Source organism: Tenacibaculum profundi (assembly GCF_052050075.1).
In the GTDB taxonomy this organism is placed as follows: Bacteria; Bacteroidota; Bacteroidia; order Flavobacteriales; family Flavobacteriaceae; genus Polaribacter.
The window spans coordinates 2159643-2184996 of sequence record NZ_CP197225.1 but is presented as its reverse complement, the minus strand read 5'-3'; the positions used below and the strand labels follow the sequence as shown (position 1 = coordinate 2184996).

The following is a 25354-nucleotide window of genomic DNA, read 5'->3' as shown; positions in this document are numbered from 1 at the left end:
ATTTGCAAGATTGTATTACTTAACACTTACCTTAGTTTTTACTCCTTCTGTAAATACTTTTGAAGGTTTAAAAGCTGGAATATTGTGTGCAGGTATTTTTATGGTAGTGTTTTTCGAAATGTTTCTACCAGTCTTTTCAGCTCTTTTCTTAATTATAAAGCTTCCAAAACCTCTTAAGTAAACGTTGTCTCCATTTTCTAATGCGTCTTTAACTTCATCCATAAATGCTTCTACAGTCGCTAAAACATCTGCTTTTTCAATTCCACTTTTGTCTGAAATTTTAGATACGATATCTGCTTTTGTCATTATATAATATTTTTTTTATTTGTTTTCTGCGAAAATTGCGGAGGCAAAGATATGATAATTAATCTATTCCGGAAAAGGTTAAATTTAAAAAAAAACACCCAAATTACACTAACTTTGTTGGATTAATTTGATTAAATGTTTTTTGATAAAAAGTTAACCATCTGGTATTTACAAAATAAAAGAGACTTGCCTTGGAGAAAAACAAAAAACCCTTACAGCGTTTGGTTAAGCGAAATAATGCTTCAACAAACGCGAGTTTCCCAGGGTTTACCGTACTTCCAGCGATTTAAGGAAGCTTTTCCAACAGTGTTTGATTTGGCCAATGCAGAAGAAAGCACTGTGCTAAAACTTTGGCAAGGTTTGGGGTATTATTCTAGAGCCCGTAACTTACACCATACAGCAAAACATGTCGCTTACCAGTTAGATGGAGTATTTCCTTCCAATTATAAAGATTTGCTAAAATTAAAAGGAGTTGGGGAGTATACAGCTTCCGCAATTGCATCGATCTGCTTTGATGAGCCCGTGGCTGTTGTAGATGGAAATGTATATCGTGTACTTTCAAGAGTGTTTGGAATTCGTACACCGATTAATTCAGTGGCAGGAATAAAAGAGTTTAAAAATTTAGCGCAAAGTTTGCTTAGCAGGAATGAACCTGGTAATTATAATCAGGCGATAATGGATTTTGGCGCCCTGAATTGCAAACCACAAAAACCACTATGTGAAAACTGTTCACTTTCTGTTGAATGTATTGCTTTTAAGAATGACCTTGTTAAAGAATTACCAATTAAGGAGAAGAAGGTGAAAATTAGAAAGAGGTTTTTTAATTTTTTAGTTTTAAATACTGACGATGGTAAAACCATTTTAGAAGAGCGCAAAACAAAAGGGATCTGGCAAGGGCTTTATCAATTTCCACTTATTGAAACTAAGAAAATTATTAGTGCTGATGAGCTCGTTGAAAATTCATGCTTCAATCAAATGAATTTAGAAGGGTGTGTTATTAACAAGTTCAATAAAAAGACTATAATTCACAAACTCTCACACCAGCACTTACACACACAATTTTGGATTATTTCTGTAAATAGAAACGATCAAGCAAATTTGAATTGGTCGCAAATTTTAGAAAAACCAGTACCAGTTTTAATAGAAAAATTTATAGAGGAGTACAGAAAAACATTGGTACAAAAAGAATAATGTTATCATCCTTTAATTTATTAGAGAGTAAATTTTGTATCTTTGACTATAAAGAAAATATGTGTTGGCTATGGCAGGAACAGTGAATAAAGTAATTTTAATTGGGCATTTAGGAGATGAGGTTAAAATGCATTATTTTGAGGGAGGAAATTCGATTGGTCGTTTTCCAATAGCAACTAATGAAACGTATACTAATCGTCAATCAGGTGAAAGGGTTACAAATACCGAATGGCATAATATTGTTGTACGAAATAAATTAGCTGAAATATGTGAAAAATATCTTGTTAAAGGAGATAAAGTTTATGTTGAAGGAAGATTGAAAAATAGGCAATATGAAATAGATGGTCAAAAAAGATACACAACTGAGATTCATGTTCAGGACATGACATTCTTGTCAACAAAAAAAGACCCTAGTAATCCATCATCCAAGATGGACCAAAAAATTATACCAACTAGAACTAGAGATAATAGTATTTCATCAATTCCAAATGAAGACGATGATTTACCATTCTAGAATAATTAAATTATAAATTTTGGATTCAGAACCCGAACCGATTTCATTTTTACTATTAAATATAGATTGGATAATTGTTATTAAGCTAATTATACTAATTTTATTACTTCTTTGTTCAGCCTTAATATCAGGAGCAGAAATAGCTTTTTTCTCAATATCACAAACAGAAATTGATGATTTGAAAGAAAAAACAAAGGGAAAAAGCACAATTGTTAAACTACTGGATAGACCTAAGCGACTTTTAGGAACTATTTTGATTGCAAATAATTTTATAAATATTTTAATAGTCTTATTATTTGCTTCACTTGGAGAGTTTTTGCTGAAAGAGGTGTCAAAGGAGTTGAGATTCTTTGTTGAAGTTATTTTAGTAACTTTTTTGATTTTACTTTTTGGAGAGGTATTACCTAAAGTTTATGCAAATAGAAAGGCTTTAGTTTTTGCAAATATCATGGCAAAACCAGTAAACTTTTTAAGTAGATTACTGACTCCATTGAGTGTTCCTCTAATAAGAGTAACAGGTAGTATAGAAAATAAACTTGGAAATAAAAATAACAACTTGTCTGTTGAAAAACTATCACAGGCACTTGAATTAACTTCAAATAATTCAACATCAAAAGAAGAACAAAAAATTTTAGAAGGAATTGTTACATTCGGAAATACGGAAACTATCCAAATTATGAAGCCAAGAACAGATGTTTGTGCAATTTCTGAAGACACCAGTTATGAAGAAGTTTTGAAAATTATTTTGAAAAATGGTTATTCCAGAAATCCTGTTTATCAGGATAATATAGATAATATTATAGGTGTGCTGTATGCGAAAGATTTGCTAGTTCACTTAGATAAAATAAATTTTAAGTGGCAGAGTTTAGTTCGAAAACCTTTTTTTGTTCCTGAAAATAAGAAGTTAGATGATTTACTTAAAGAGTTTCAGGAAAAAAAGAATCATTTGGCAATTGTTGTTGACGAATATGGAGGTACAAGTGGTATTGTTACCTTGGAAGATGTGATAGAAGAGATTGTTGGGGATATAAACGATGAGTTTGATGATGATGATTTATTTTACTCTAGACTTGATGAGAATAATTATATTTTTGAGGGTAAAATTACTATTAAAGATTTTTGTAGAGTGATGGAAGATGATAACGAGGATCAATTTGAAAAAGAAAAGGGAGAAAGTGAAACGTTGGCGGGATTAATTTTAGAAGCATCAGGAAAGTTTCCAAAGAAAGGAGAGAAAATAAATTTTAGTAATTATACGTTTATAATTGAAGCGCTGGACAAGCGACGTATAAAGCAAGTAAAAGTTACCAGAAATGTATAAAATTATATTGTTGTTTGTAGCAACAATCTTAATAAGTTGTCGGGAAGATAATATTCCAAAGCAAAAAGCGTACTTAAGTTTAGAATATCCAAGTCAAAATTACCAAGATTTGGATGTTGACCGACCTTATGTATTCGAAATAGACGAAAATACCTCTGTCAAAGCATTGCCGAAGAATTGGTTAAAAATTGTATATCCTGGTTTAAAAGCTTCTGTTGATATCACATACAGACCGGTAAATAATAATTTAAAAGAATTATTTATGGAGGCTGAAAAGTTAGTTTTTGAACATACTGTAAAAGCAGATAACATAATTTGGAGAGATTTTTCTAATACAAATCATAAGGTATATGGAAAGTTATGTCAAATAGAGGGTAATGCCGCTTCTCAGGTTCAGTTTCATGCTACAGATAGCGCAAAGCATTTTATTAAAGGCGCCTTGTTTTTTTATGCTAAACCTAATTATGATTCGATTTTTCCAGCTGTCGAATATATTAAAAAAGACATGGTTAAAATGATGGAGAGTTTAAAATGGAGATAATAAAAAACGAGATAGAAATTTTATGTATTAATTTACCAAAACAACAATACGTAAAATTTTACAACTAGACTTCTTATCTTTTTAATAAAATCACATATTAGATTTACTTACCGATGACTTTTTGCTTTGTAACCAAAGATAAAATTGCATACCAAATAAAATAGCTCCAGCTAGTAAGTGTGTTGCTTGTGTACCTATTGGAAATTCAGCGTAATACATTAAAATACCCGTAATAGCCTCTAAGAATATTAAAAATATCACCCAATTAATAATATCATAACCTAAACTCTTGACTTGGTTTATATAGAATAGGCTTAAATTCACTAAGACAATGGCAATTGTAAAAGAGCGGTGAAAGTAAAACTTAAAGCTAGGGTTCATCAAACTGTATTGTTTATTTTCGAAGCCACTTAGTTTTATTTGTTCATCTATAAATTGACGAACCTGTGTTCCTAGTGCTATTTGAATTAAAGAAAAAATAACTGATATAATAAGTAATTTGTTGAATAAGTTATCGTATTTTCTATAGTTTTTTTCAGTGTCTTTGACGATGAAATGAAGCCATAATAGGATCGCTATTATAAGCAAACCAACAATCATGTGTATTGTTATAACAGTCGGTTTTAAATTGGTGTCTACTACAGTTTTACCAAGCCAAGCTTCAAAAAGCATGAAAAAAAATGCGATGTATGTTAGTATTGGGATAGATTTATTTTCTTTCCAGAATTTTGAGGCAGCATAAATTAAAAAAAGAAATACGAAGCCAGATAATACAGATGCTAATCGATTAACATACTCAGTCCATGTATGGTATTTATTAAATTTAGCGTAATTATGTTTAGTATATTTTTTCCAGTTTGATAGGCTGAATTCTTTTCCAGTTTTTAAGTTGTTTTGAGCAACGAATAACGTCTTGTCTTTTACGATAATCATTCCTTTTTTATAAAATGAGTTTGGTTGCCAAGTAATTTGTTTTTCAGAAGTGGGAGGAATGTAGTATCCAAAACATTTTGGCCAATCAGGACATCCCATTCCAGAACCAGTCATTCGGACAATTGAGCCTGCTAAAAAAATTAAATAAACAGATATGATTGAAATTTTAACAATTAAAGGAAATCGCTTCTTCACAAGAAAAAAAGTATTATTAAACTATCGAAATACACACTATTGTGCTATAACAAAGGTAAAAAAAACTAAAGCAAAATGTATTTATATTAATTCTAATTAAAAGTAAATAATTAATCAAGAGCCAAAAGCTCTTGATTATTTTAATACAAATTCATAGCGTATGAGCTCTAATTTTAATACGTTGATTTTAAATCTTTATTTTTTGTATTTTAAAACCTCAGAACGCCCCTTTTTAAAAATTTTATTGCTAGCGTGCTTCCCCTTTCTAATTTCTTTTTGTTTCTCATAAGGAAGCTGAATAATATCTTGACATTCTTGAGAACAAGTATTGTCAGTTTTTGTTTTACAGTCATCACATTGGATAAACAATAAATGACATCCTTCGTTTGCACAATTCGTGTGTGTGTCACAAGGTTTTCCACATTGATGACAATTTGAGATGATATCGTCTGAAATTCGTTCAGCACGTCTGTGATCAAAAACAAAGTTTTTTCCTAAAAATTTATTTTCAAGTTCTTCTTCTTTAACTTGACGCGTATATTCAATAATTCCTCCTTCAAGTTGAAATACGTTTTTAAACCCTTTATGTTTGTAATAAGCGGAAGCTTTCTCGCATCTAATTCCACCAGTACAATACATTAAAAGATTTTTATCTTCTTTATGGTCTTTTAAGTCTTCTTCAATAATGTCCAAAGAGTCTCTAAAAGTATCAACATCTGGAGTAATAGCTCCATCAAAATGTCCAATTTCACTTTCATAATGATTTCTCATATCCACACAAACAGTTTTAGGATCTGCTAGCATTTCGTTAAACTCTTTAGCCGATAAGTGAACACCTTTATCAGTTACATCAAATGTTTCATCATTTAATCCATCTGCAACAATCTTATCACGAACTTTTACTTTGAGTTTCAAGAACGATTTGTTGTCTTGCTCAACCGCCACATTCAAACGGATATCTTTCAAGAATGAAATATTATCTAATTGCTCTTTTAGTTCTAAGAACTTCTTTGCTGAAATAGAAATTTGAGCATTAATACCTTCATAAGAAACATAAGTTCTTCCTAAAATACCTAGTTTATTCCATTCAATAAATAATTTATTTCTGAAAAGGGTTGGGTTTTGTATTTTGTGATATTGATAAAAAGAAATGGTAAGACGGTCTTCTCCCGCTTCGTCAATTAATTTTGCGCGTTCTTGTGCGCTTAACTTGTTGTACAGTTGCATGCTATACTTTTTAAAGTTAAACAAAATTTTGGGTGTTTAAAAAAACGAGCCAAAGGTACTGATTTTCTGAACTGATTGTTTAAAATAAGACGATTAATTTCTTTTTTGATAAGATTTTAAACTTAGCTTAAAAAAAAATAGATTATTCATACAAGTATAGCGAATTTTTTAAACCTTTGTAATTATATGTTTATAACAAGTCAAACTAGAAAAGAAACCTTTGTTTTTTTAAAAAGGTTTTGTTTGATTATTAAAAGAATTAATAAAAATGAAAGTAGCGGTCGTAGGTGCTACCGGAATGGTAGGTAATGTAATGTTACAGGTGTTAGCTGAAAGAAATTTTCCAGTAACAGAGTTAATCCCTGTTGCTTCTGAACGTTCAGTTGGAAATCAAATAGAATTTAACGGAACCAATTATACAGTTGTTGGTTTAGAAACAGCAGTTTCTATGAAGCCAGATATAGCCTTATTTTCAGCAGGAGGAAACACATCATTGGAGTGGGCCCCAAAATTTGCAGAAGTAGGAACTACGGTGATTGATAATTCTTCAGCTTGGAGAATGGATCCAACAAAGAAATTAATAGTTCCAGAGATTAATGCAACAGAATTAACAGAAAATGATAAAATAATTGCAAATCCGAATTGTTCTACAATTCAAATGGTATTAGCACTAGCTCCCTTGCACCAAAAATACAAGATTAATAGAATTGTGGTATCTACTTATCAATCGATAACAGGTACAGGGGTAAAAGCAGTACGACAGTTAGAAAATGAATCAAAAGGGATTGAAGGAGATGCTGCTTATCCTTATCAAATTCATAAAAATGCATTACCGCACTGTGATGTTTTTGAAGAGGCTGGTTATACCAAGGAGGAACTGAAATTGGTTCGAGAGACCCATAAAATTTTAAATGATCCAACTATAGGGGTCACTGCCACTGCTGTTAGAATACCAGTTGTCGGTGGACATTCAGAAGCTGTTAATTTGGAGTTCGATACTAATTATGATATTGAAGATATCAGAAAAATTCTTTCTAGTACAGATGGTGTTATTGTTCAGGATGATATTGAAAACAATCAATACCCAATGCCCTTCTTTGCAGAAGGTAAAGATGAAGTTTTCGTTGGAAGAATTAGAAGAGACTTATCAAGGGAAAATGCTTTAAATATGTGGATTGTTGCAGATAACTTAAGAAAAGGGGCAGCAACAAATACAATTCAGATAGCTGAATATTTAGTGACTAATAAACTAATAAAAAACAATGTATTAGCATAGTTCAAAAAATATAAAAACTATTATAAAGTCTTGGGTTATATTGCCCAAGGCTTTTTGTTTTATGCTAAATTCGAATTTATCTTCTTCGCGTAAACAATTCTATAGCTTAAAAAATCACAAATTGTGGGGATTTGATATTTTTGTAAAATGGATGAAAATATAATAATAGAAAACACAAAACTTTTTGTAAAAAAAACATTAATCGGAGCAGAAAGTGGGCATGATTTTTTTCATGCTGAACGTGTTTATAAAAACTCATTGACCATAGCGAAAAAAGAAAATGTAAATGAGTTTATAGTAGGTTTAGGAGCTTTACTTCATGATATTGCTGATAGTAAATTTTATGAGGGAGATGAAACCATAGGGCCAAAGAAAGCAAGGCTCTTTATGGAAGATCAGCATGTAGACAAGCCAGTAATCGACCATGTTGTAAAAATTATAGAGAATATCTCATTTAAAGGTGGAAATTTCGTGCAAAATTTTAAATCTTCTGAGTTGGATGTTATTCAAGATGCAGACCGATTAGATGCAATAGGAGCTATTGGTATTGCGAGGTGTTTTAATTATGGAGGATATAAAAATAGAGAGCTTTACAATCCTGATATTTCGCCAAAATTAGAAATGAATAAAGAAGAATATAAAAAATCTGAAGCTCCTACGATTAATCACTTTTACGAGAAATTATTATTATTAAAAGACCGAATGAATACAAAAACTGGAAAAGAAATGGCGCTTAAGAGGCATCAATATATGGAAGGTTTTTTGAAACAATTTTACAAAGAATGGAGTGGTGAATTTTGTTAAATTAGCATTAAATCATCATAAATTTTATGTTAAATTTTGATTTTTCACAAAATAACATTATGTTTGAAACATATTCCCAAGAAAAATCTTTTTTTCCCCTTATTAAAGAATAGCATTTAAATACATAGTTTAAGTGCTATTTTTGGTTGTAAGATACTAATCGTTCTGTAATACAGGCAACTATTGTATTGTTAACGAATTTTATAATAATTTAATTAATAAGTGTTATTAATTAAAAAATAAACTTTTAGTTTGATGATATTAAATCATTAAAACCGATTTAATATCATCATGGTTTATTAGTGAAAAATCTTTTAAATTCCTGGAAAATTAGGAGTTCTTTTTTCTAAAAAAGCAGTCGTGCCTTCTTTAAAATCTTCCGTATCAAAGCTAGCACCAAAAACTTCAATTTCGGTTTCATAACCATTAATTCCGTCCTTAAAGTTATCATTAATTGCTTTGATCGCTGAACCAATAGCAACAGATGAATTCTTCATAATTTTTGAAGCTAATTTTTCTGCTAGAGATAATAATTCATCTTGAGAAGTGATGTGATTTACAAGTCCATAATCTTTTGCTTCAACTGCGTCAATCATACTTGCTGTCATTATTAATTCCATGGCTTTACCTTTTCCTATTAGCTGAGGCAAACGTTGCGTTCCTCCATAGCCAGGAATAACTCCAAGAGAAACTTCGGGAAGTCCCATTTTTGCATTATTAGAAGCTATTCTGAAATGACAAGCCATTGCAAGTTCCAAACCACCACCTAACGCAAAACCGTTTACAGCTGCAATTACTGGTGTTGAGAGATTTTCTATATAATTAAATAATATTTCTTGCCCTCTTCTCGCTAGGGAAGCACCTTCATTAGAGGAAAAATTAGCAAATTCCGAAATATCTGCACCTGCTACAAATGCCTTTTCACCGTTTCCTGTAATAATAATTACTTTGATATTTGAGTCATCTTCTAATGTTTCAAAAGCTATATGAAGTTCCTCTATAGTTTTTTTATTTAATGCATTTAACTTTTTTGGTCTATTAATAAAAATAGTAGCTAATTTATCTTTTTGTTTAATTAAAATATTTTCGAAATTCATGTTTAGTTTATTTTTCAATTTAGTTCAATCACTATGTTTTCGGTAAAATTACGTTAAAAACCGTTCCTATATTTTTTGTAGAGGTAAAATTAATAGAGCCATCATAAGTCTCAATTATTTTTTTTACCATAGGAAGCCCTAGTCCCATTCCACTAGTTTTTGTAGTAAATTTAGGTTCAAATACTAGCTCTTTATTCTGATCTAAAATTCCTTTTCCGTTATCTGAAACAGAAATTTTAATACTATTCCCTTCAGAGGTGACCTTAACTTCTATTTTAGGAATGGTTCCATCATTTCGCATTGCTTGCGTTGCGTTTTTAACTAAGTTAGTTACAATTCGTATTAGTTGTGTTTTATCTAAACTAGCATACAGCTCAGTTTCTTCAGAAATATATTCAATATAATCCTCGGTAAAAATATCCAAAGCATGTTTCACAACATCATGCACGTTTAATTTTTCTCTATTTTGTTTTGGCATTTTAGCAAAATCAGAGAAAGCCGAAGCAATAGAGCTTAAAACATCAATTTGTTGAATAAGTGTTTGACTATATTCAGCAACTTTTTCTTTAATATTAGATTCTTCTGGATCGAATTTTCTTTCAAAACTTTGTACAGTAAGTCGCATGGGAGTAAGAGGGTTTTTGATTTCATGAGCAACTTGTTTTGCCATTTCTTTCCATGCTTCTTCACGTTCACTTTTTGCTAGTTTTATAGCGCTTTCTTCAAGTTGATCAATCATATTGTTATATGATTTAACAAGAGCGATAATCTCAGAGCTCGCCGCATTTAGAATTATTTTTTCGTTACGTTGGTTAAGTCTAGTTTCTTCGATTTTTTCAGCAATGGTTTTAATTGACCTAGTGATGTAACTTGAAAGAAAGTAGGCTAGAACAATGGCTAGTACTAACATTAAACCGTATACCAATGATAGTCTAGATAAAAATTCTTCAAGCTCTTTTTTTTGATTTGAATTATCTTGGGCAATACGAAGCTCTAGAATACCTATTCTTTTAAATCGAGCGTCATTAATATATGCAAAAGAAGACTGGTGTTTTAAGCCATCAATAACAGTATCTTTAACAATCCTATGGTTCGAATTAATTGCGAGATTTTTTAGTGTTTTTTTAGGTAAAGGAATTTCTTTCGCCCTATCAAAGTTGTATGGAATTGATGACTTAAGTAATTTTCCGTCCATGTCATACATTGAAATAGTTAGTTTATGTATGGAAGCAATCTCATAAATTTTATCTTGAAATATTTTTGATAGATTTTCAGATGTAACAGGATAGGTTGTTTTGCCAAGTTCAATACGAACATTATGTACCGTAGCAGATTCTTTTCTGCCAAAACGTAATTCATTATAATCTTTTGTTTGCTCTTCGTATTGGTGCACGGTTATATAAACGATAAGCATTGATGTAAAAAATAACAATACTATCATTGATAGGAATATTCGTGTCTTTAAGGAAATATTATTAAAAAATGTCAACTTTAGAGGGCTTTTAGTATTTTGTTCTATATCTTAATTTTACAACGTATTTATTTAAGATTTTTAAAAATTAGTGTTGTTGCAAATATATTTATTGAAGTAAGGATTATGATTAAATTAAACTTACTTAAAATGATTAATTGCATTTTATCTAATTACTCTAAATCAAAAACTGAACCGATTTGCATCGGATAAACTTTTATAACTCTATTACATTAGTTCATAAAAAGGATTGTGATAATACATTTAAATAATTTAATTACTAATAGTATCTTCTTTTGTATGTAATAGACGCGTTAGTTTAATGGATAAATCTAATAAAATTATTTTAGGATTTCCATTTCTTTCAATATGATATTGTGCATCACTTATTTCTTTTTCAATGAGAAGTATGTTTCCGCTATGAATAAAGGGAGCAAATTTTGATAACTGAAAGTTAAGTGATTTTGTTTCTAAAAAGACGAGATCTGATGCGCCGTAGTTTAAAAGAAGAGCTTGTCTAAAAAACTGTGAGCAATATTTAAGAAATTGTTTTTGAGTTTCTCTTCCAGATTTTGCAATGACATCTGACCATTCAATTAAATCTTGAATAACAGCTGCATTTCCTTTAGCTTTAAAAGCAGTTCTGATCCATGTTATAAACCATTGCTCATACACTTGATCATTTGAATCGTTATGATATAGATGAAGTGCTTTGTTATAATTACCTTCAGATTGATGAGCAATTCTAAGTGCTTCATTTTTTTCAACACTTTCTCTTTCAACAAGGGCGGTTACAATGTTTTTCTCATTTAATAAAGGAAAATGTAATGCTTGACATCTTGATTTAATAGTGTTTATTATCTGACCCTCATCTTCAGTAACTAATAAAAAAATTGTTTTGCTAGGGGGTTCTTCAATAAGTTTTAAAAGTTTATTAGAAGCAGCAGTATTCATTTTTTCCGCCATCCAAATAATCATTATTTTAAAACCACCTTCATAAGATTTTAAATGAAGTTTTTTTACAATTTCTTCAGCTTCATCAACCCCGATTTGCCCTTGCTTGTTTTCAACCCCTATGTACTGAAGCCAGTTGTATAAGCTTCCGTAAGGTTGTTTACTAACAAAGTAGCGCCATTCTTCAAGAAAAAGATTACTTATAGGGTGACTTTTTACAGAGTTTGTAGTGGTTACAGGAAAAGCAAAATGTAAATCTGGATGCTGAAGCTTCTCACATTTAATTCTGCAAGCCTCTGGTTTATCTGAAAAACTACATAAAACATGTTGTGCATATGCAATAGCCGTAGCTAAACAACCAGTACCTTCTTTTCCAATAAATAATTGTGCATGAGGAATCCTATTGTTACTAGAAGATTTTTTCAAATGTTCTTTGATATGTTCTTGTCCTATAATACTATCAAAAGTCATATTGCAAATATACAGTTTAGACAAAAGTTTACATAGTTTTTAAAAAATCAATTCGATGTTTTTAAAAAAGTATCTATAAGGTTTTTTTCAAATGATTTTATTTAAAAGTGTAACATAAAAATAGCTTTTTAGTTTTCAAAGAAGCTTTGTCTTTGTACTTTCAGTTTAGAATAGTTCTATTTTAGTATATTTGCATGTTAACACATTATTTTTTTTGAGTACAATCGCATCACTACAAATCGGGGAAAAGGGAATTGTATCTGAGGAATGTTTAGATCGGATACCATTAAAACTATTAGAAATGGGTTGCTTGCCAGGAGCTGAAGTTCAATTATTACAGGTTGCCCCCCTGAAGGATCCTATATATATATGTATTAATGGAAGTTACTTAGCAATTCGTAAAAAACTAGCTGATCAAATTTTAGTTACCAAAATCTGAAAATAATGGCTCAAAAGTTAAAAGTAAGTTTAATTGGAAATCCTAATACAGGAAAAACATCATTGTTTAATGAATTAACTGGTTTGAACCAAAAAGTAGGAAACTATCCAGGGGTTACGGTTGATAAAAGACAAGGAACAGCTAAGTTAGATAATGATATTGTTGCTTTAGTTACTGATTTGCCAGGGACTTATAGTGTTAATCCGACTTCATTAGATGAGAGTATTGTACTAAAAAACTTGTTAAAAGATAATTCAGAAGATTTACCAGATGTTATTGTTGTAGTAGCAGATGTTGAAAATTTAAAAAGAAATTTGCTTTTGTTTTCTCAGGTACAAGATTTTAATATACCTGTTGTTCTTGCTATTAACATGGCAGATCAAATGCAGAAGAAAGGGATTTCTATTAATATTCAAGAGTTAGAAAAAGAATTAGAAACTAAAGTTATTTTAATTTCGGTTAGAACTAAAGAAGGAATTAGTGAGCTTAAAAGTACTATTGCAAATTTTTCAGACCTTAAAGCGAATACAAACTTTAAAAGTTTTTGCGAAAGAATTGATTCTTCCTACTTTGCTTCGCTGAAAAAAATAAGCAACCGTTTTTCGGTATATCAGTTATGGTTAATTCTGACTAAGAACCATGATATATTATTATTATCTGATGAGATTGAGGCGTTAAAACAGTTTGAAAAAGATGTTTCACTACATAAGAGATACCAGCACAAGGAAACTATATACCGTTACCAGAAAATTAATGAAATTTTAAAAAGAACGTATTCTGTAAATAAGGAAAAAGCTTCAGACTTAAGAAGTAAGCTTGATCGTGTTTTTACACATAAATTTGCCGGATACGCCATATTTTTCGCGTTACTTCTTTTGATTTTTCAATCTATATTTGATTGGGCATCTGCACCAATGGACTTTATCGACGAGTTATTTGCAGAGATAGTTACTTACTTAAAAGGAGTTATGCCTGAAGGAATGTTTACCGACTTACTTATTGAAGGTATTGTTCCTGGTATTGGAGGAGTTGTGATTTTTATACCACAGATAGCTATTCTGTTTTTATTTATAGCCATACTTGAAGAGACAGGTTATATGAGTAGGGTGGTCTTCTTAATGGATAAAATTATGCGACGGTTTGGAATGAATGGAAAAAGTGTAATTCCTTTAATTTCAGGAACAGCATGTGCCATTCCTGCAGTCATGGCTACTAGAACAATTTCTAGTTGGAAAGAGCGATTGATCACCATTTTGGTAACTCCATTTACAACTTGTTCAGCAAGATTGCCAGTATATGCCATTATAATAGCTTTGATAATTCCTGAAAAGAAGATTCTCGGTGTGTTTAATTTACAGGGGCTTACGTTACTCAGTCTTTACATATTAGGTTTTGCTGTGGCTGTTTTCGCGGCATTTCTTTTACATAAACAGCTTAAAATTAAAAATGACAGTCTTTTTGTTGTGGAGATGCCAGATTACAATATACCATCTTTTAAAAATGTTTTTTTGGAGGTTTTTGAAAAAACTAAAACGTTTGTTTTTGACGCCGGTAAAATTATTTTAGCAATTTCTGTAATTCTTTGGTTTTTAGCCTCTCATGGGCCTTCTTCTTTTGATAATGTTGAACAAATAGTAAGTGCGCAGTATCCTAAAAATATGATTTCACAGGAAGAATTAGATAAAAAGATAGCAGCGTCTAAGTTGGAAAATTCTTATATTGGTATTATGGGTAAAACCATAGAGCCAATAGTAACGCCATTGGGCTATGACTGGAAAATAGGTATTGGTTTAATTACTTCATTTGCAGCACGAGAGGTTTTTATAGGAACGCTAGCTACAATTTATAGTGTTGGAAATAATGATGAAGACACCACAACAATTAAAGAAAAGATGGCGATGGAGATAAATGCTAATACGGGTAAAAAACGATTTAATTTTGCAACAGGTGTTTCTTTATTGCTGTTTTACGCCTTTGCTATGCAATGTATGGCAACATTAGCGGTAGTAAAACGCGAAACTAAAAGTTGGAAATGGCCTCTACTACAGTTGGTGGGAATGGGAGTTCTGGCGTATCTATCTGCTTTAATATTTTATCAAATTTTGAGGTAATGCAAGAAGTACTATCATATATAACCGTTGCGCTCGCTGTGCTTTTTTTAATTAGAAAATTTTTCTTCAAAGCAAAGAAAAATAATAATTGTGACAAAGGATGTGGATGCGGGTGATACGTAAATTTTTAATTTAAAAAACTCTGTTTTAGAGGGGGGTAGTGAAAAAACAATAGCTCTTTTGTAATACGTATTGAGTGAAGTGATTATATTAAACTTAGTTTTACAGATATTTTTTTGCACCGCAAAGCCAACTGAATTTTATATTTAGTAAAAATGTAATATTTCCTTTATTTCATGTTTACGGACATAAAAATCTAACAATGTTATTTTAAAATTAAGTTGATTTTTTAAGTTTTGGAAGCATTTATTGACCATAAATTGTTTTAAATAAAAAGGAAAAAAGTATACAAACTAAAAATAAATTATAGTTAAAACCTCTTAAAAGGTAGATAATGTCTGTGTTTGTTACTAAAACAAAAAATTGTTTTATTGTTCAATTTAATTTTTATAATTTTGTCGCAACAAACTGATAGAGAGCTTTTATACGCTGTTTTAAAATTCAGCAAATTTTTTAACTTATGTTTGTTAAAAAACGAGTTAAGCAACATGGCAAAATCCCTAAAATGTTCCTGATGCTAATTAACGTTTTGAGAGTGAATAATTTAAATATTAATATAGAGTAGATTCTTACTCTGTATATAAAAAATCAATAAGACTTAGTTCCCCCCGACTATAAGGCTTTTGCCCCTTGTATGAGGGTTTAGTGCTTTTTTTTATTTCAAGTGAAATTAAGAGGAGGTTCAATTTTTTTGTACGCTTTTAACAAAAAGTATAAATGAGAAACGTCTAAAAAAATCAATTAACTCTATTCAAAAATAAGAAAAAGTAAAGAAAATAAAAAAGCCAGAAATAAGAATTAACAATAAGTTAACGATAGAATAAAATAAATAATTAAACAAGAGAACATGAGAAGATTAATTACTTTCGTAATCACTTTACTTTTTTTTACATTACAAGCGCAAAATAAGCAAGAAGGGCTTGCAGTACAGGGTATTGCAAGAGATCCAGGCACTGGCTCTGTAAGAGCAAATCAAAAAATTACTCTAACATTTGATTTATATTATCTTGACAATGGTGTGCCAGAGAGTACTTTGGTGAGAGATACAGAAGTTACTACAGACGCTTTTGGGGTATTTTCTCAAGTTTTAGAGTTAGATTCAAATATTGAAAGTATTTTATCCCAACATAAGCATTTCTTAAAAATTAGTGAAGGGTCAAAATTAATTTCTAATGAGGTTTTTAAAGATGTACCTTATGCTTTATCGGCCGCTAATGGAGTGCCCACTGGAAGTATTATGCCCTTTATGGGTAAAGAAGCACCTAAAGGGTGGTTGTTATGCGATGGAAGACCTTTACCCAATGAACCATATGCAAGGCCTTTAAAATCTATATTAGGATCGAATACAACTCCAGATTTGAGAGGGATGTTTTTAAGAGGTACAGGAACATCAACGGTTAATGGTCAGGAAGGACCTGAAGTTGGAGATACTCAAGACTCTCAAAATAAAAGCCATAATCATGGTTCAGGAAATCTAGTAGCTAATAGTGCTGGAAACCATAGGCATCAAGTTAAACATATTTTTGAATGGGCTTCGGCAGCTGGTAATGATGGAAGTAGTACAAAAAACCTTTCAGGAAATGATAGGGATGGTGATCACACTAAAACTTCGGCATTCAGTGGTGAACATAGGCACTCGATTTCAGGAAATACAGACTTTCACGGAGGCAATGAATCCCGTCCAGTTAACTATGGTGTTAACTATATTATAAAATTATAAGCTACCACATGAGTTTTAGGATTATGAAGAAAACGCTAATTTTTTGGCGATTGTTTCCATGTATTTTACTTACGATTATTTTTAATATAGGTATCATTCATGGGCAATCAAATAGTGAAGGAGCAAAGTTTGTTCAAACTTCAGTAAGTAAAAATAATGTTAATGATGGTGAGTATACTGTACAGGTTGGAAACCCTATATTAGGGAGTTTTTCCAACTCGCAAAGAAATGTATCACCTATCGATATTCGCTTCCCATGGGGGGTTTCTTACATATATGATACATTTTCATACGATAGTTTTGAGGTGTCTAAAGGGTATTATAGTGATAGAATCTCTTTAAACTGGACAATAAAAAGTAATACTGATAAAATTGAATCAATCAGAGTGTCAAGAAGAGAGTTAAAAACGATTGAGGAATCTTTTACTGTTATTAAAAACCTTCCTTCTAATGCTACTGAATTTGATGACTTTCGAATCGAAGGAGCTAAATTATACGAATATAAAGTAGAAGCGATCGGTGTAATACCAAGCGGAGAAAAAGAAGTTGAAGAAAAATCATTTGTGCGTGGTATTGGATTTAGAACTCCTAACGCAATAGTCTCTGGAAATGTGAATTTTGAAGGAGGAAACCCCGTAGCAGGTGTAACTTTAGATGTAAAGTCTACCAATGGTTCAAACATAGCTGTAAGAGGTCCAGCTATATTTATACCAGAAAAGGGTCAGTTAGATATAGACTATACAAGTAAAACCATAAAAAATGCTTATACTTTTCAAGCTTGGGTAAAACCAGGTTCAGCATTTACTGATCAAGATAAGTACATGACTCTATTTGTCTTAAAAAATGGTAGTGAAATGTTGCATAAAGAGATAAAAACCAAACTATGGTCTGGAAATAACAATTATCTTGAGGTTGATGTAGATGGAAGTATATTTAAGCTACATAATTTCATCCCTGCGGGAGTCATTAATATGCGAGGAGAAGAAACAATAATACCAGTATCTAATTTCAATACTGAGTATACTCATATTAGTGTAGTTGCAAAACAAGGAGAAGCTCCTATGTTATTTATTAATGGAATTGAGATTTCTCAGGACGATGAAAATATCCAATCATTTAATGATGTTTATTTAGGTACTAACCCAAAATATAATGGACCGGTCTATTCTGTAGAGGTGTCAACAAAACAGGTTAATTTATTAAACGAGAGAAATGAAATTATAGAATGGAACAAAATGTCTTTTGGTGTTACTGACACAAAAGCTTTCTTTTTAGATGAATTACGATTATGGAATAGCACGTTAGACCAAACAACTATTTACAATGATTATAAGAGATATATAAAAGGAGACCATGAAAATTTAATTTCATATTTTAGATTTGATGAAGGGGTAGGCATAAATGCTTATGATTTATCTCATCAAGGGTTTAAGTATAATGGAAATATTGCGAGCTTTCAAAATGTTGATAAATTTGATAAAGAACACAATGTACGTTGGGTTACTAACCAGCAAGATTTACCAAGAGTAAACAAACTAGGTATTTTAGGCCTAACAGATAGCAACGGGAACTATATTATAACAGGAATTCCTTATGAGGGAGATGGACAGTCTTTTGAAATAATTCCTAGATTAGGAGTTCATGAGTTTTCTCCTAAGCAACAGTTGGTTGTATTGGGGGAGCAAAATCAAATCGCTAATCAAATAAATTTTACAGATATTTCATCTTTTACATTTAAAGGAAAGGTGTTATATGATACAAGAGGAGTATTCCCTTCCTATGTTGATTTAAATAGTGTAGGTTCTAATAAACCTAATTTTCAAAATTTAACAGATGGTGATGAATATATAAAAGGCCCAGGTATTATTGATGAAGGCTACAATTACTATTTAAAAGGAGATACTAAATATAGTAAAGGTGATTATTGGTTAAACGATGCAGGTACTCCTGATGATAAAAATGATGACTATCTGGAGCGTTATGCACGTATTGGTCTTGAAGGAGCAAATATATATGTTGATAACAATATCGTATTGGACAAAAATAATGTACCAGTTGTATCTGATAGTGAAGGAAATTTTGAAATTCAGGTTCCTATTGGAGATCATTTTATAACGGTAAAAAAATTAAATCACGAATTTGAATATGAAGGAAGATTTCCTGCAAATCCAGATGAGTTTACTGAGTTTTTTCAAGATAGGGAAGAACAAGTAACTTTTATTGACAAAACAAGGGTTGATGTAGTAGGAAGAGTTGTTGGGGGTTCTATTGAGTCTGAAAAAGAGATTGGTTTTGGCTATGATGGTACTTATAAAGTTCCATATACAGATTCAGATAATATTGAGCATGAGATAAACATTAGTTCTGTAAATAATATAGGGATAGCTAATATAATTTTTGAGTATGCTCCACTAGGAGCCGCTGCAACGGATTATACTAAATTTAATTTTTCAACAAACTCTGAAACTGGAGAATACAGGGTAAAAGTTTTACCTTTAAATTATACTGTTAATCAGTTGAATGGAGTGAAGATAAAAAATAATAATGCCAATATTTCTATTTTAGACGCTAATGAAACAATTAACGTGCCAGCGACATCTGCAGTGATAACTCCAAGTTATGAACTACCAGACGAAACAAAAATTACAGAAAAGGGGTATCATTATAATTTTGATTTTATATATCGATCTACTCCGGTACTGAGAGTTATTGACCAAGAGACTGAGGCTACTATAGAAATTGATAAAAATGGAACCAGAATTAGCACAGAAGGTTTTGAGTATCCTGTATATGAACAATTCAAGTATTATCAAATTTCGTTAGAGCGCTTTGAACCCTATTATAACTATGATAAAAATAGTGAAGGTGACGAGTTTAAAGTTCCAGTGGCTGACGGAGAGTTCGTTATCAAAAATAATTTGGCTTTACCAGATTCAGAATCTACAGAAACAAGTGAATCTGATGATAAAATTATTATTTATAAATTTAGAGGAGGAAATCCTTCAATTACCCCACCATTTACAAATACTTTAAGTATCAAATATCGTATTAATGGAAGTGAGTATGAAGCTCAAAATTATCATAAGAAAGCTGTGCTGTTAGGAGGGCAGTCCGATGGGAGTCAGACTTTTGTTACCTCTGCTCCGGATACTCCAGATATTATTTTAAGAGACCCACCAGGTTCACATAGTTCTGCTACGATTGAAAAGGGAGAAACAATTAGTTTTACTGTAGATACAGACTTTACTTATGGAGGTCTATTGAATGAAGAGATTACAGTTAAAGCTGGTGTGAAATTTGAAGTAGGTGGAGGTTTGGCTGGACCTGTTATAGAAAGTGAAGCAACAAATAATATTGTTACAGGTATAGGTTTAACTAATTCTAGCACCGATGGTACCAGTTTGACAAAAACATATACTTTTAATCAGTCAATATCGACGAGTGGAGAAATAGATCGTGTAGGGGCAGATGCAGATTTATATATAGGGCAGTCAAAAAATTATTTTTACGGAACCTATAATAATATACGAGCTAAAAGCAGTAATAATGGAGAAGGTTATGAACTTACCAATAAAAGTGGAGAAAGTGCATTTATAGGAAAAGAAAGAGCTGTTTATTTTTCAGAAGAACCTTCAAATACCTTCTTTGTTTATACTCAAAAACATATTCTAGAAGTTTTAATTCCAGAGCTTAAAGAGATGGTTAAAGGAATTGATAATGGAACAATTGATCCTAAAGAACCAGGTGTTTTGTCTAAAGAACAATACCAAGATCAAATTAAATTATGGCGTTCAACAATAAGAGAGAATGAACGTATCAAGTACATGGTCAAAAACGATAGAGAGTCATATAGAAAATCAATGGTTGCCTCTATAGATACGTATATTTCAAAAATTAATAAAGCTTTAGATGATAGTAAGCATCCTGCCACAGAGGAAATATTAAAAAAGAGATTTATGCAGGCAAATCAGCTTTCTGAATTAGTTGAAAAGAATTTCGAAGATAATGTTTCTTTTGTTGCAGGAGCTGGAGAAATTACAAGGTCTATCGAAACTACTGTCTTGAATACTAGTTCTAGGTCAATTAATTTAAATACATCTCAAGAATTTATAGCAACATTAGGTTTTGCCGTAAATACAACAGGGGTGTTATCTGAGACAACAATTGGTCTTGAGCAAGATATTTTCACAGAGCTTACCCAAGAGGATGAATCGACAACAACCATTTCTTATACCTTATCAGATTTAGATATTCATACACTTTTAAGTGTAGATATTGTTGATCCATTTGATGGGAATGGTCCTGTTTTTATGACTCTTGGAGGAAGAACTTCTTGTCCATATGAAAAAGCTACTAAGTCATTGTTTTATGATCATGAAACCTATGATCAAGACAGCGAAGAGATTAAAGAACTTGCCGAAAAGGATAGAGAGGACCTAAGTTATGGTACACAACCAATTGAGGTTCCTGTAATTACCGCAGAAGTAGTGAGTATTTCTAATATTCCTGAAAGTAATAAAGCAGAATTTAAGATATTACTTGAAAATAGAAGTGTAACTGAATCAGCTACACACATGGTTTTGAGTGTGAACGAAAATACGAATCCTCATAATGCAATCATCAATATAGCTAAAAATGGTCTTTGGTTTTATAATTTTGAACCAGGAAAACCAACAGAGTATGTTGTAACAATTGAAAAATCAGTTTCTGATATATATGACTATGAAGATATTGAGATTGCTTTTGAAGGTGAATGTAACACGCCTTCGGGAGATAGTAATGCAGCGACGATAAAGCTTTCAGCACATTTTACACCGTCTTGTACCAGTGTTGATATTAAGACACCATTAGACAAGTGGGTTTATAACCTTTCTGAAGCATACAATACTGATCAAAGTACCAATCCTTTACAAATCAGTTTGGGTGATTATAACACGAGTTTTTCTAGTTTTCAAAAAATTGATTTACAATATAGAAAAAAAACCTCTTCGACTTGGACAAGATTACATACATATTATAGTACAGAAGCCTTTTATGATGATGCAGTTGCAAATAACGAAAATGAGATTTCATTAATTGATGGAGCTAATACTAGTTATGCTTGGGATGTTGTAGGTCAAAATATACAGAATGGAGAATATGAAATAAGAGCAATTAGTACATGTACTAACAACACAGAATATATATCAGAAGTTGTTTCAGGTACCATTGATTTGATCGCGCCAAGACTTTTTGGTTCGCCAAGTCCTAGCAATGGAATATTAAACTTTGGAGATGATTTAAAAGTTCATTTTAATGAGCCTATCGTGTATAACCCAGCAGTTAGTTTAATAGAAGTTAGAGGAGAAACGAATGAGCAGAAAATTGATCATAGTGTTTCTCTAGCATTCAATGGGGCTTCTAATACGGTGCTTATAGAAAACCCATCTATGCTTAACGGAGATTTTACATTAGAGTTTTGGATGAAAAATGATACTGAGTCATCAGCAACTATACTATCGCAAGAGGGAGGTGTAGAAATTAAGCTTAATGAAAATAATGGGAATAAAAATTTAGAGTTCAAATTTGGCAATGAGGTTGTTTCTGGAGTTATAAGCGATAATGATAATTTATTCCACCACTACGCATTTGTTTATAATAGCTTAAACAATAGTATAAGTATATATCAAGATGATCGCGAAGTTGCTACAGCAGACACACCTACTGATCTAAGGTATAACTTTACTAAAGATGTTGTTATAGGAGGGAATACTTTTAAAGGTAATATTCATAACCTAAGACAATGGTCTAAGGCATTAAGCTTAGCGGAATCTACTTCAAATATTTATACAAATTACCAAGGTAATGAACATGGTTTGATTGGTATTTGGCCAATGGACGAAGGTATGGGAAATTTGGCAAAAGATTTGGCTAGATTTAAGCATGCTAAAGTAAATACTTCTTGGGATATTAAACCACGTGGTACATCATATGGATTCGGTAACGGTAGATACTTAACTTGTGACAATGTTAATTTTGTGCAAATTACCAATCAAATGAGTTATACATTAAGTTTTTGGATGAAAACAGATGTATCTCAAAATGCAACAATATTCTCTAATGGACGCGGAGATAACAGTGAAAATAATACGGTAGCCGTTAATATTAATACGAATGGAGTATTATCGTTAGATAACGAAGGGAATTCATATGTGCTAACTGAAAATCATAATGTCGCTGACGGGAAATGGCATCACGTAGCTATATTGTTAAATAGATATGGTAATCTAAATACATATCTTGATGCAGAATTAGTATCTACTTTACCTAGTAATGAATTATCAGGTTTTTATGGTAGTAATATTTGGATTGGAGCCAGAGGTAAATTTGTCCCAAATTCTACCCCTGAAATTGATAATCATTTTGTGGGATACGTGGATGAAGTTCGTTTATGGAATACATTACGTTCTTATGAACAAATTGACAGAGATCGTTTTAATGAGGTTGATATTAATCATTCTAGTTTGTTATTGTATCTACCAATGAATATGCCTGATATACCTACAGGAAATGGACCGAGATATTATCATAGAACATCAAATTTGCAACATACCAATAGTTTAAGTATTTTAAGTGATGGTAGTGTAAACTATTCTAATGATGCACCGCCTATTAAGCCGGCAAGAAAAGAAGTCTTGTTCCAAGTAACTCGTGTAATTAACGAAGATGAAATGATTATAGAACCTGTAATCAATGATAAATCTTTGATAGAGAGGCAAATACTGGATATAACAGTACATCGTATGTTTGATGCAGTTAATAATATGCAACAGTCACCTATTACTTGGTCAGCTTTTGTAAATCAAGATCAATTAACTTGGACTATTAATAATGAAAAAGAAATAGTTCAAGAGGAAACCAATAAAGGTGATAAAGCAAACTTTGAAATTAACATTATAAATAGCGGAGGTACACCAAGAGATTTCGATATTACAAATGTTCCTGATTGGTTATCATTGTCTCAAACTAATGGAACTATTCCTCCTTCGAGCAGTATTACAATTCAAGGAAGTACAAGCTCTCAATTAGGGGTAGGAAATTATGAGGAAGTTTTATACTTGAATTCTAATTACGGTTATGATCAAAATATTCAGATCAAATTAAATGTTAATCCCGTAGGTCCAGACTGGAATGTAAATCCTTCAGATTACCAGTTTGCCATAAATATTGTAGGGAAAATTAAGATAGATAATACTTTTTCTTTGAGTACTAAGGATAAAGTAGCTGCATTTATTAATGGTGAAGTAAGAGGGGTTGCCAGTTTAGTATACGATGATTCCTATCAAGATTACTTCTTATACTTAACAGTTTATTCAAATCAATCTGAAGGGGAAGCAATAAATTTCAGTATTTGGGAGGCTTCAACAGATATTGTTTATCCTGCTACTATTGGGAATAGTTTAGAGTTAAATTTCGAATCAAATCGAATTTTAGGAGCCAAAAATAATCCTGAAGTGTTTAAAAACTCTGATCTGGCATACCAAAATATTAAGTTTAGTAGTGGTTGGAATTGGGTTTCTTTTTTCCTTGAGGATGAAAAATTTGCAGATTTGAACAATCTTACGGTAGATTTAAGCTTAAGTAATCAGGATAGAATTTTAAGTCAAAGTCAAAATAATGGACTAGAAGTGTTTGATTCTACTACTGGAGAATGGTCAGGTTCTATAACAAGAAATGGAGGTTTGAGTTCAAATCATATGTATAAAGTTTATTTAGCAAAAGATAATAACTTAAGAACAGTTGGTCCAAAGGTTAATTTAAACACATGGAGTTTTGATATTCAAAAAAGATGGAATTGGCTTCCTTACATTGCTAATACAGCAACATCAGTGAAGCAAGCGTTAGCAAACTTCCATCCGCAAGAAGGAGATGTAATAAAGTCACAACACCATTTTGCTATTTATGATAATTTAAGTGGATGGTCAGGGAATTTAGAGTTTTTACAACCAGGTGTTGGGTATATGTTGTACTCTTCAAATGAACAAGAAAATTTTACGTACCCTTCGTACATTGCCTCAAGACGTGCTAGAACTTTCAAAATTTCCAATAAAAGTTATGTAAGAGCCAATAAATATCAAAAGTATAAAGGTAATATGAATGCGGTAGTTGAAATTCCTAAAGAATATTCAATATTAGAGATAGTAGATAAAAAAGGAAACCTAAGAGGTGAAGCGAATGAAATATTTATAAACAATAAAAGATTGTTTTTTATGACAATTTATGGTGAAGATACTAATGAAGAGTTAGTTTTCAACCTAAAAAATTCATTTGAAAAAGCTCCTAGCAACACTATTTCTTTTAAGGAAAATGATATTCTAGGAACTATTCAAAAACCCTTGGTTTTAAAGAAAGAATCTGAAATTATAAATACAGATTTACTTGTATGGCCGAACCCATTTGAAAAGAGCTTGAGTGTTAGACTTTATAGTCCAAAAAAGAATAAAGCTCAGGTTCAAGTAGCCTCATATATAGGATCTATTGTTTACGACAAAAAATTTGATCTAAAAGAAGGAAGTAATGTTTTGACTCTTAGCTTAGACGATTTATCAGATGGGGTATATCAAATGAAGATTGTTGTAGGTCAGAAAGTTTATATGAATAGTCTAATTAAATAATAGAGTTTC

General features: G+C 31.3%; 16 protein-coding genes. 10 read left to right on the top strand and 6 right to left on the bottom strand.

Features of this window, described 5'->3' with window-relative positions; genetic code table 11:
• Window positions 1-15 precede the first annotated feature (15 nt).
• Entirely contained in the window at window positions 16-306 is a 291-nt protein-coding gene (locus ACSIGE_RS08885) for an HU family DNA-binding protein (RefSeq protein WP_408029324.1), read from the bottom strand.
• Window positions 307-441: 135 nt separating this feature from the next.
• On the opposite strand from ACSIGE_RS08885, the gene mutY reads away from it, so the two are divergent.
• The 4 genes from mutY (at window position 442) to gldD (ending at window position 3873) form a co-directional block, all read left to right on the top strand.
• On the top strand, window positions 442-1497 hold the full coding sequence (mutY, locus tag ACSIGE_RS08880) for an A/G-specific adenine glycosylase (protein ID WP_440879520.1): 1056 nt from the start codon (window positions 442-444) through the stop codon (window positions 1495-1497).
• Between the two features lie 70 nt (window positions 1498-1567).
• Window positions 1568-2011 (top strand): single-stranded DNA-binding protein, encoded by a 444-nt coding sequence (locus ACSIGE_RS08875; RefSeq protein ID WP_440879519.1) that lies wholly within the window; start codon window positions 1568-1570, stop codon window positions 2009-2011.
• Between the two features lie 19 nt (window positions 2012-2030).
• Window positions 2031-3332, top strand: a complete 1302-nt coding sequence (gldE, locus tag ACSIGE_RS08870; protein ID WP_440879518.1) for a gliding motility-associated protein GldE — start codon at window positions 2031-2033, stop codon at window positions 3330-3332.
• Window positions 3325-3873, top strand: a complete 549-nt coding sequence (gene gldD, locus ACSIGE_RS08865) for a gliding motility lipoprotein GldD (RefSeq protein ID WP_440879517.1) — start codon at window positions 3325-3327, stop codon at window positions 3871-3873. The genes gldE and gldD overlap by 8 nt, the downstream gene beginning before the upstream one ends.
• Before the next feature lie 90 nt (window positions 3874-3963).
• On the opposite strand, the gene ACSIGE_RS08860 is transcribed toward gldD, so the two are convergent.
• Window positions 3964-5001 carry a COX15/CtaA family protein gene (locus ACSIGE_RS08860; RefSeq protein ID WP_440879516.1) on the bottom strand — a complete coding sequence of 346 codons (1038 nt, stop codon included), beginning with the start codon at window positions 4999-5001 and terminating at the stop codon, window positions 3964-3966.
• A gap of 195 nt (window positions 5002-5196) precedes the next feature.
• Window positions 5197-6228, bottom strand: a complete 1032-nt coding sequence (gene trhO, locus ACSIGE_RS08855; RefSeq protein WP_440879515.1) for an oxygen-dependent tRNA uridine(34) hydroxylase TrhO — start codon at window positions 6226-6228, stop codon at window positions 5197-5199.
• A 268-nt stretch (window positions 6229-6496) separates the two neighbouring features.
• Here trhO and ACSIGE_RS08850 point away from each other — a divergent pair, with 268 nt between their 5' ends.
• Together ACSIGE_RS08850 and ACSIGE_RS08845 are read left to right on the top strand one after the other, a co-directional pair.
• Window positions 6497-7504, top strand: a complete 1008-nt coding sequence (locus ACSIGE_RS08850) for an aspartate-semialdehyde dehydrogenase (protein WP_440879514.1) — start codon at window positions 6497-6499, stop codon at window positions 7502-7504.
• Window positions 7505-7651: 147 nt separating this feature from the next.
• Window positions 7652-8308, top strand: coding sequence for an HD domain-containing protein (locus tag ACSIGE_RS08845; RefSeq protein WP_440879513.1), 657 nt, complete (start codon window positions 7652-7654; stop codon window positions 8306-8308).
• 314 nt (window positions 8309-8622) lie between these two features.
• Here the strand turns inward: ACSIGE_RS08845 and ACSIGE_RS08840 are convergent, their stop codons facing one another.
• The 3 genes from ACSIGE_RS08840 to ACSIGE_RS08830 all read right to left on the bottom strand — a co-directional run bounded on the left by ACSIGE_RS08840 (window position 8623) and on the right by ACSIGE_RS08830 (window position 12301).
• Window positions 8623-9405: an enoyl-CoA hydratase/isomerase family protein gene (locus ACSIGE_RS08840; RefSeq protein ID WP_440879512.1), complete on the bottom strand. Its 783-nt coding sequence runs from the start codon at window positions 9403-9405 to the stop codon at window positions 8623-8625.
• Between the two features lie 31 nt (window positions 9406-9436).
• Complete coding sequence (locus ACSIGE_RS08835; protein WP_440879511.1) at window positions 9437-10846, bottom strand: sensor histidine kinase; 1410 nt, start codon at window positions 10844-10846, stop codon at window positions 9437-9439.
• Between the two features lie 303 nt (window positions 10847-11149).
• Complete coding sequence (locus ACSIGE_RS08830) at window positions 11150-12301, bottom strand: DNA polymerase III subunit (RefSeq protein ID WP_440879510.1); 1152 nt, start codon at window positions 12299-12301, stop codon at window positions 11150-11152.
• A gap of 214 nt (window positions 12302-12515) precedes the next feature.
• Here ACSIGE_RS08830 and ACSIGE_RS08825 point away from each other — a divergent pair, with 214 nt between their 5' ends.
• The 4 genes from ACSIGE_RS08825 (at window position 12516) to ACSIGE_RS08810 (ending at window position 25345) form a co-directional block, all read left to right on the top strand.
• Window positions 12516-12740, top strand: coding sequence for a FeoA family protein (locus ACSIGE_RS08825; protein ID WP_440879509.1), 225 nt, complete (start codon window positions 12516-12518; stop codon window positions 12738-12740).
• Window positions 12741-12745: 5 nt separating this feature from the next.
• Window positions 12746-14851: a ferrous iron transport protein B gene (feoB, locus tag ACSIGE_RS08820; RefSeq protein ID WP_440879508.1), complete on the top strand. Its 2106-nt coding sequence runs from the start codon at window positions 12746-12748 to the stop codon at window positions 14849-14851.
• Between the two features lie 967 nt (window positions 14852-15818).
• A complete protein-coding gene (locus tag ACSIGE_RS08815; protein WP_440879507.1) occupies window positions 15819-16691 on the top strand; it encodes a phage tail protein in 873 nt (290 codons plus the stop codon).
• 23 nt (window positions 16692-16714) lie between these two features.
• Window positions 16715-25345: a LamG-like jellyroll fold domain-containing protein gene (locus ACSIGE_RS08810; RefSeq protein WP_440879506.1), complete on the top strand. Its 8631-nt coding sequence runs from the start codon at window positions 16715-16717 to the stop codon at window positions 25343-25345.
• Window positions 25346-25354 lie beyond the last annotated feature (9 nt).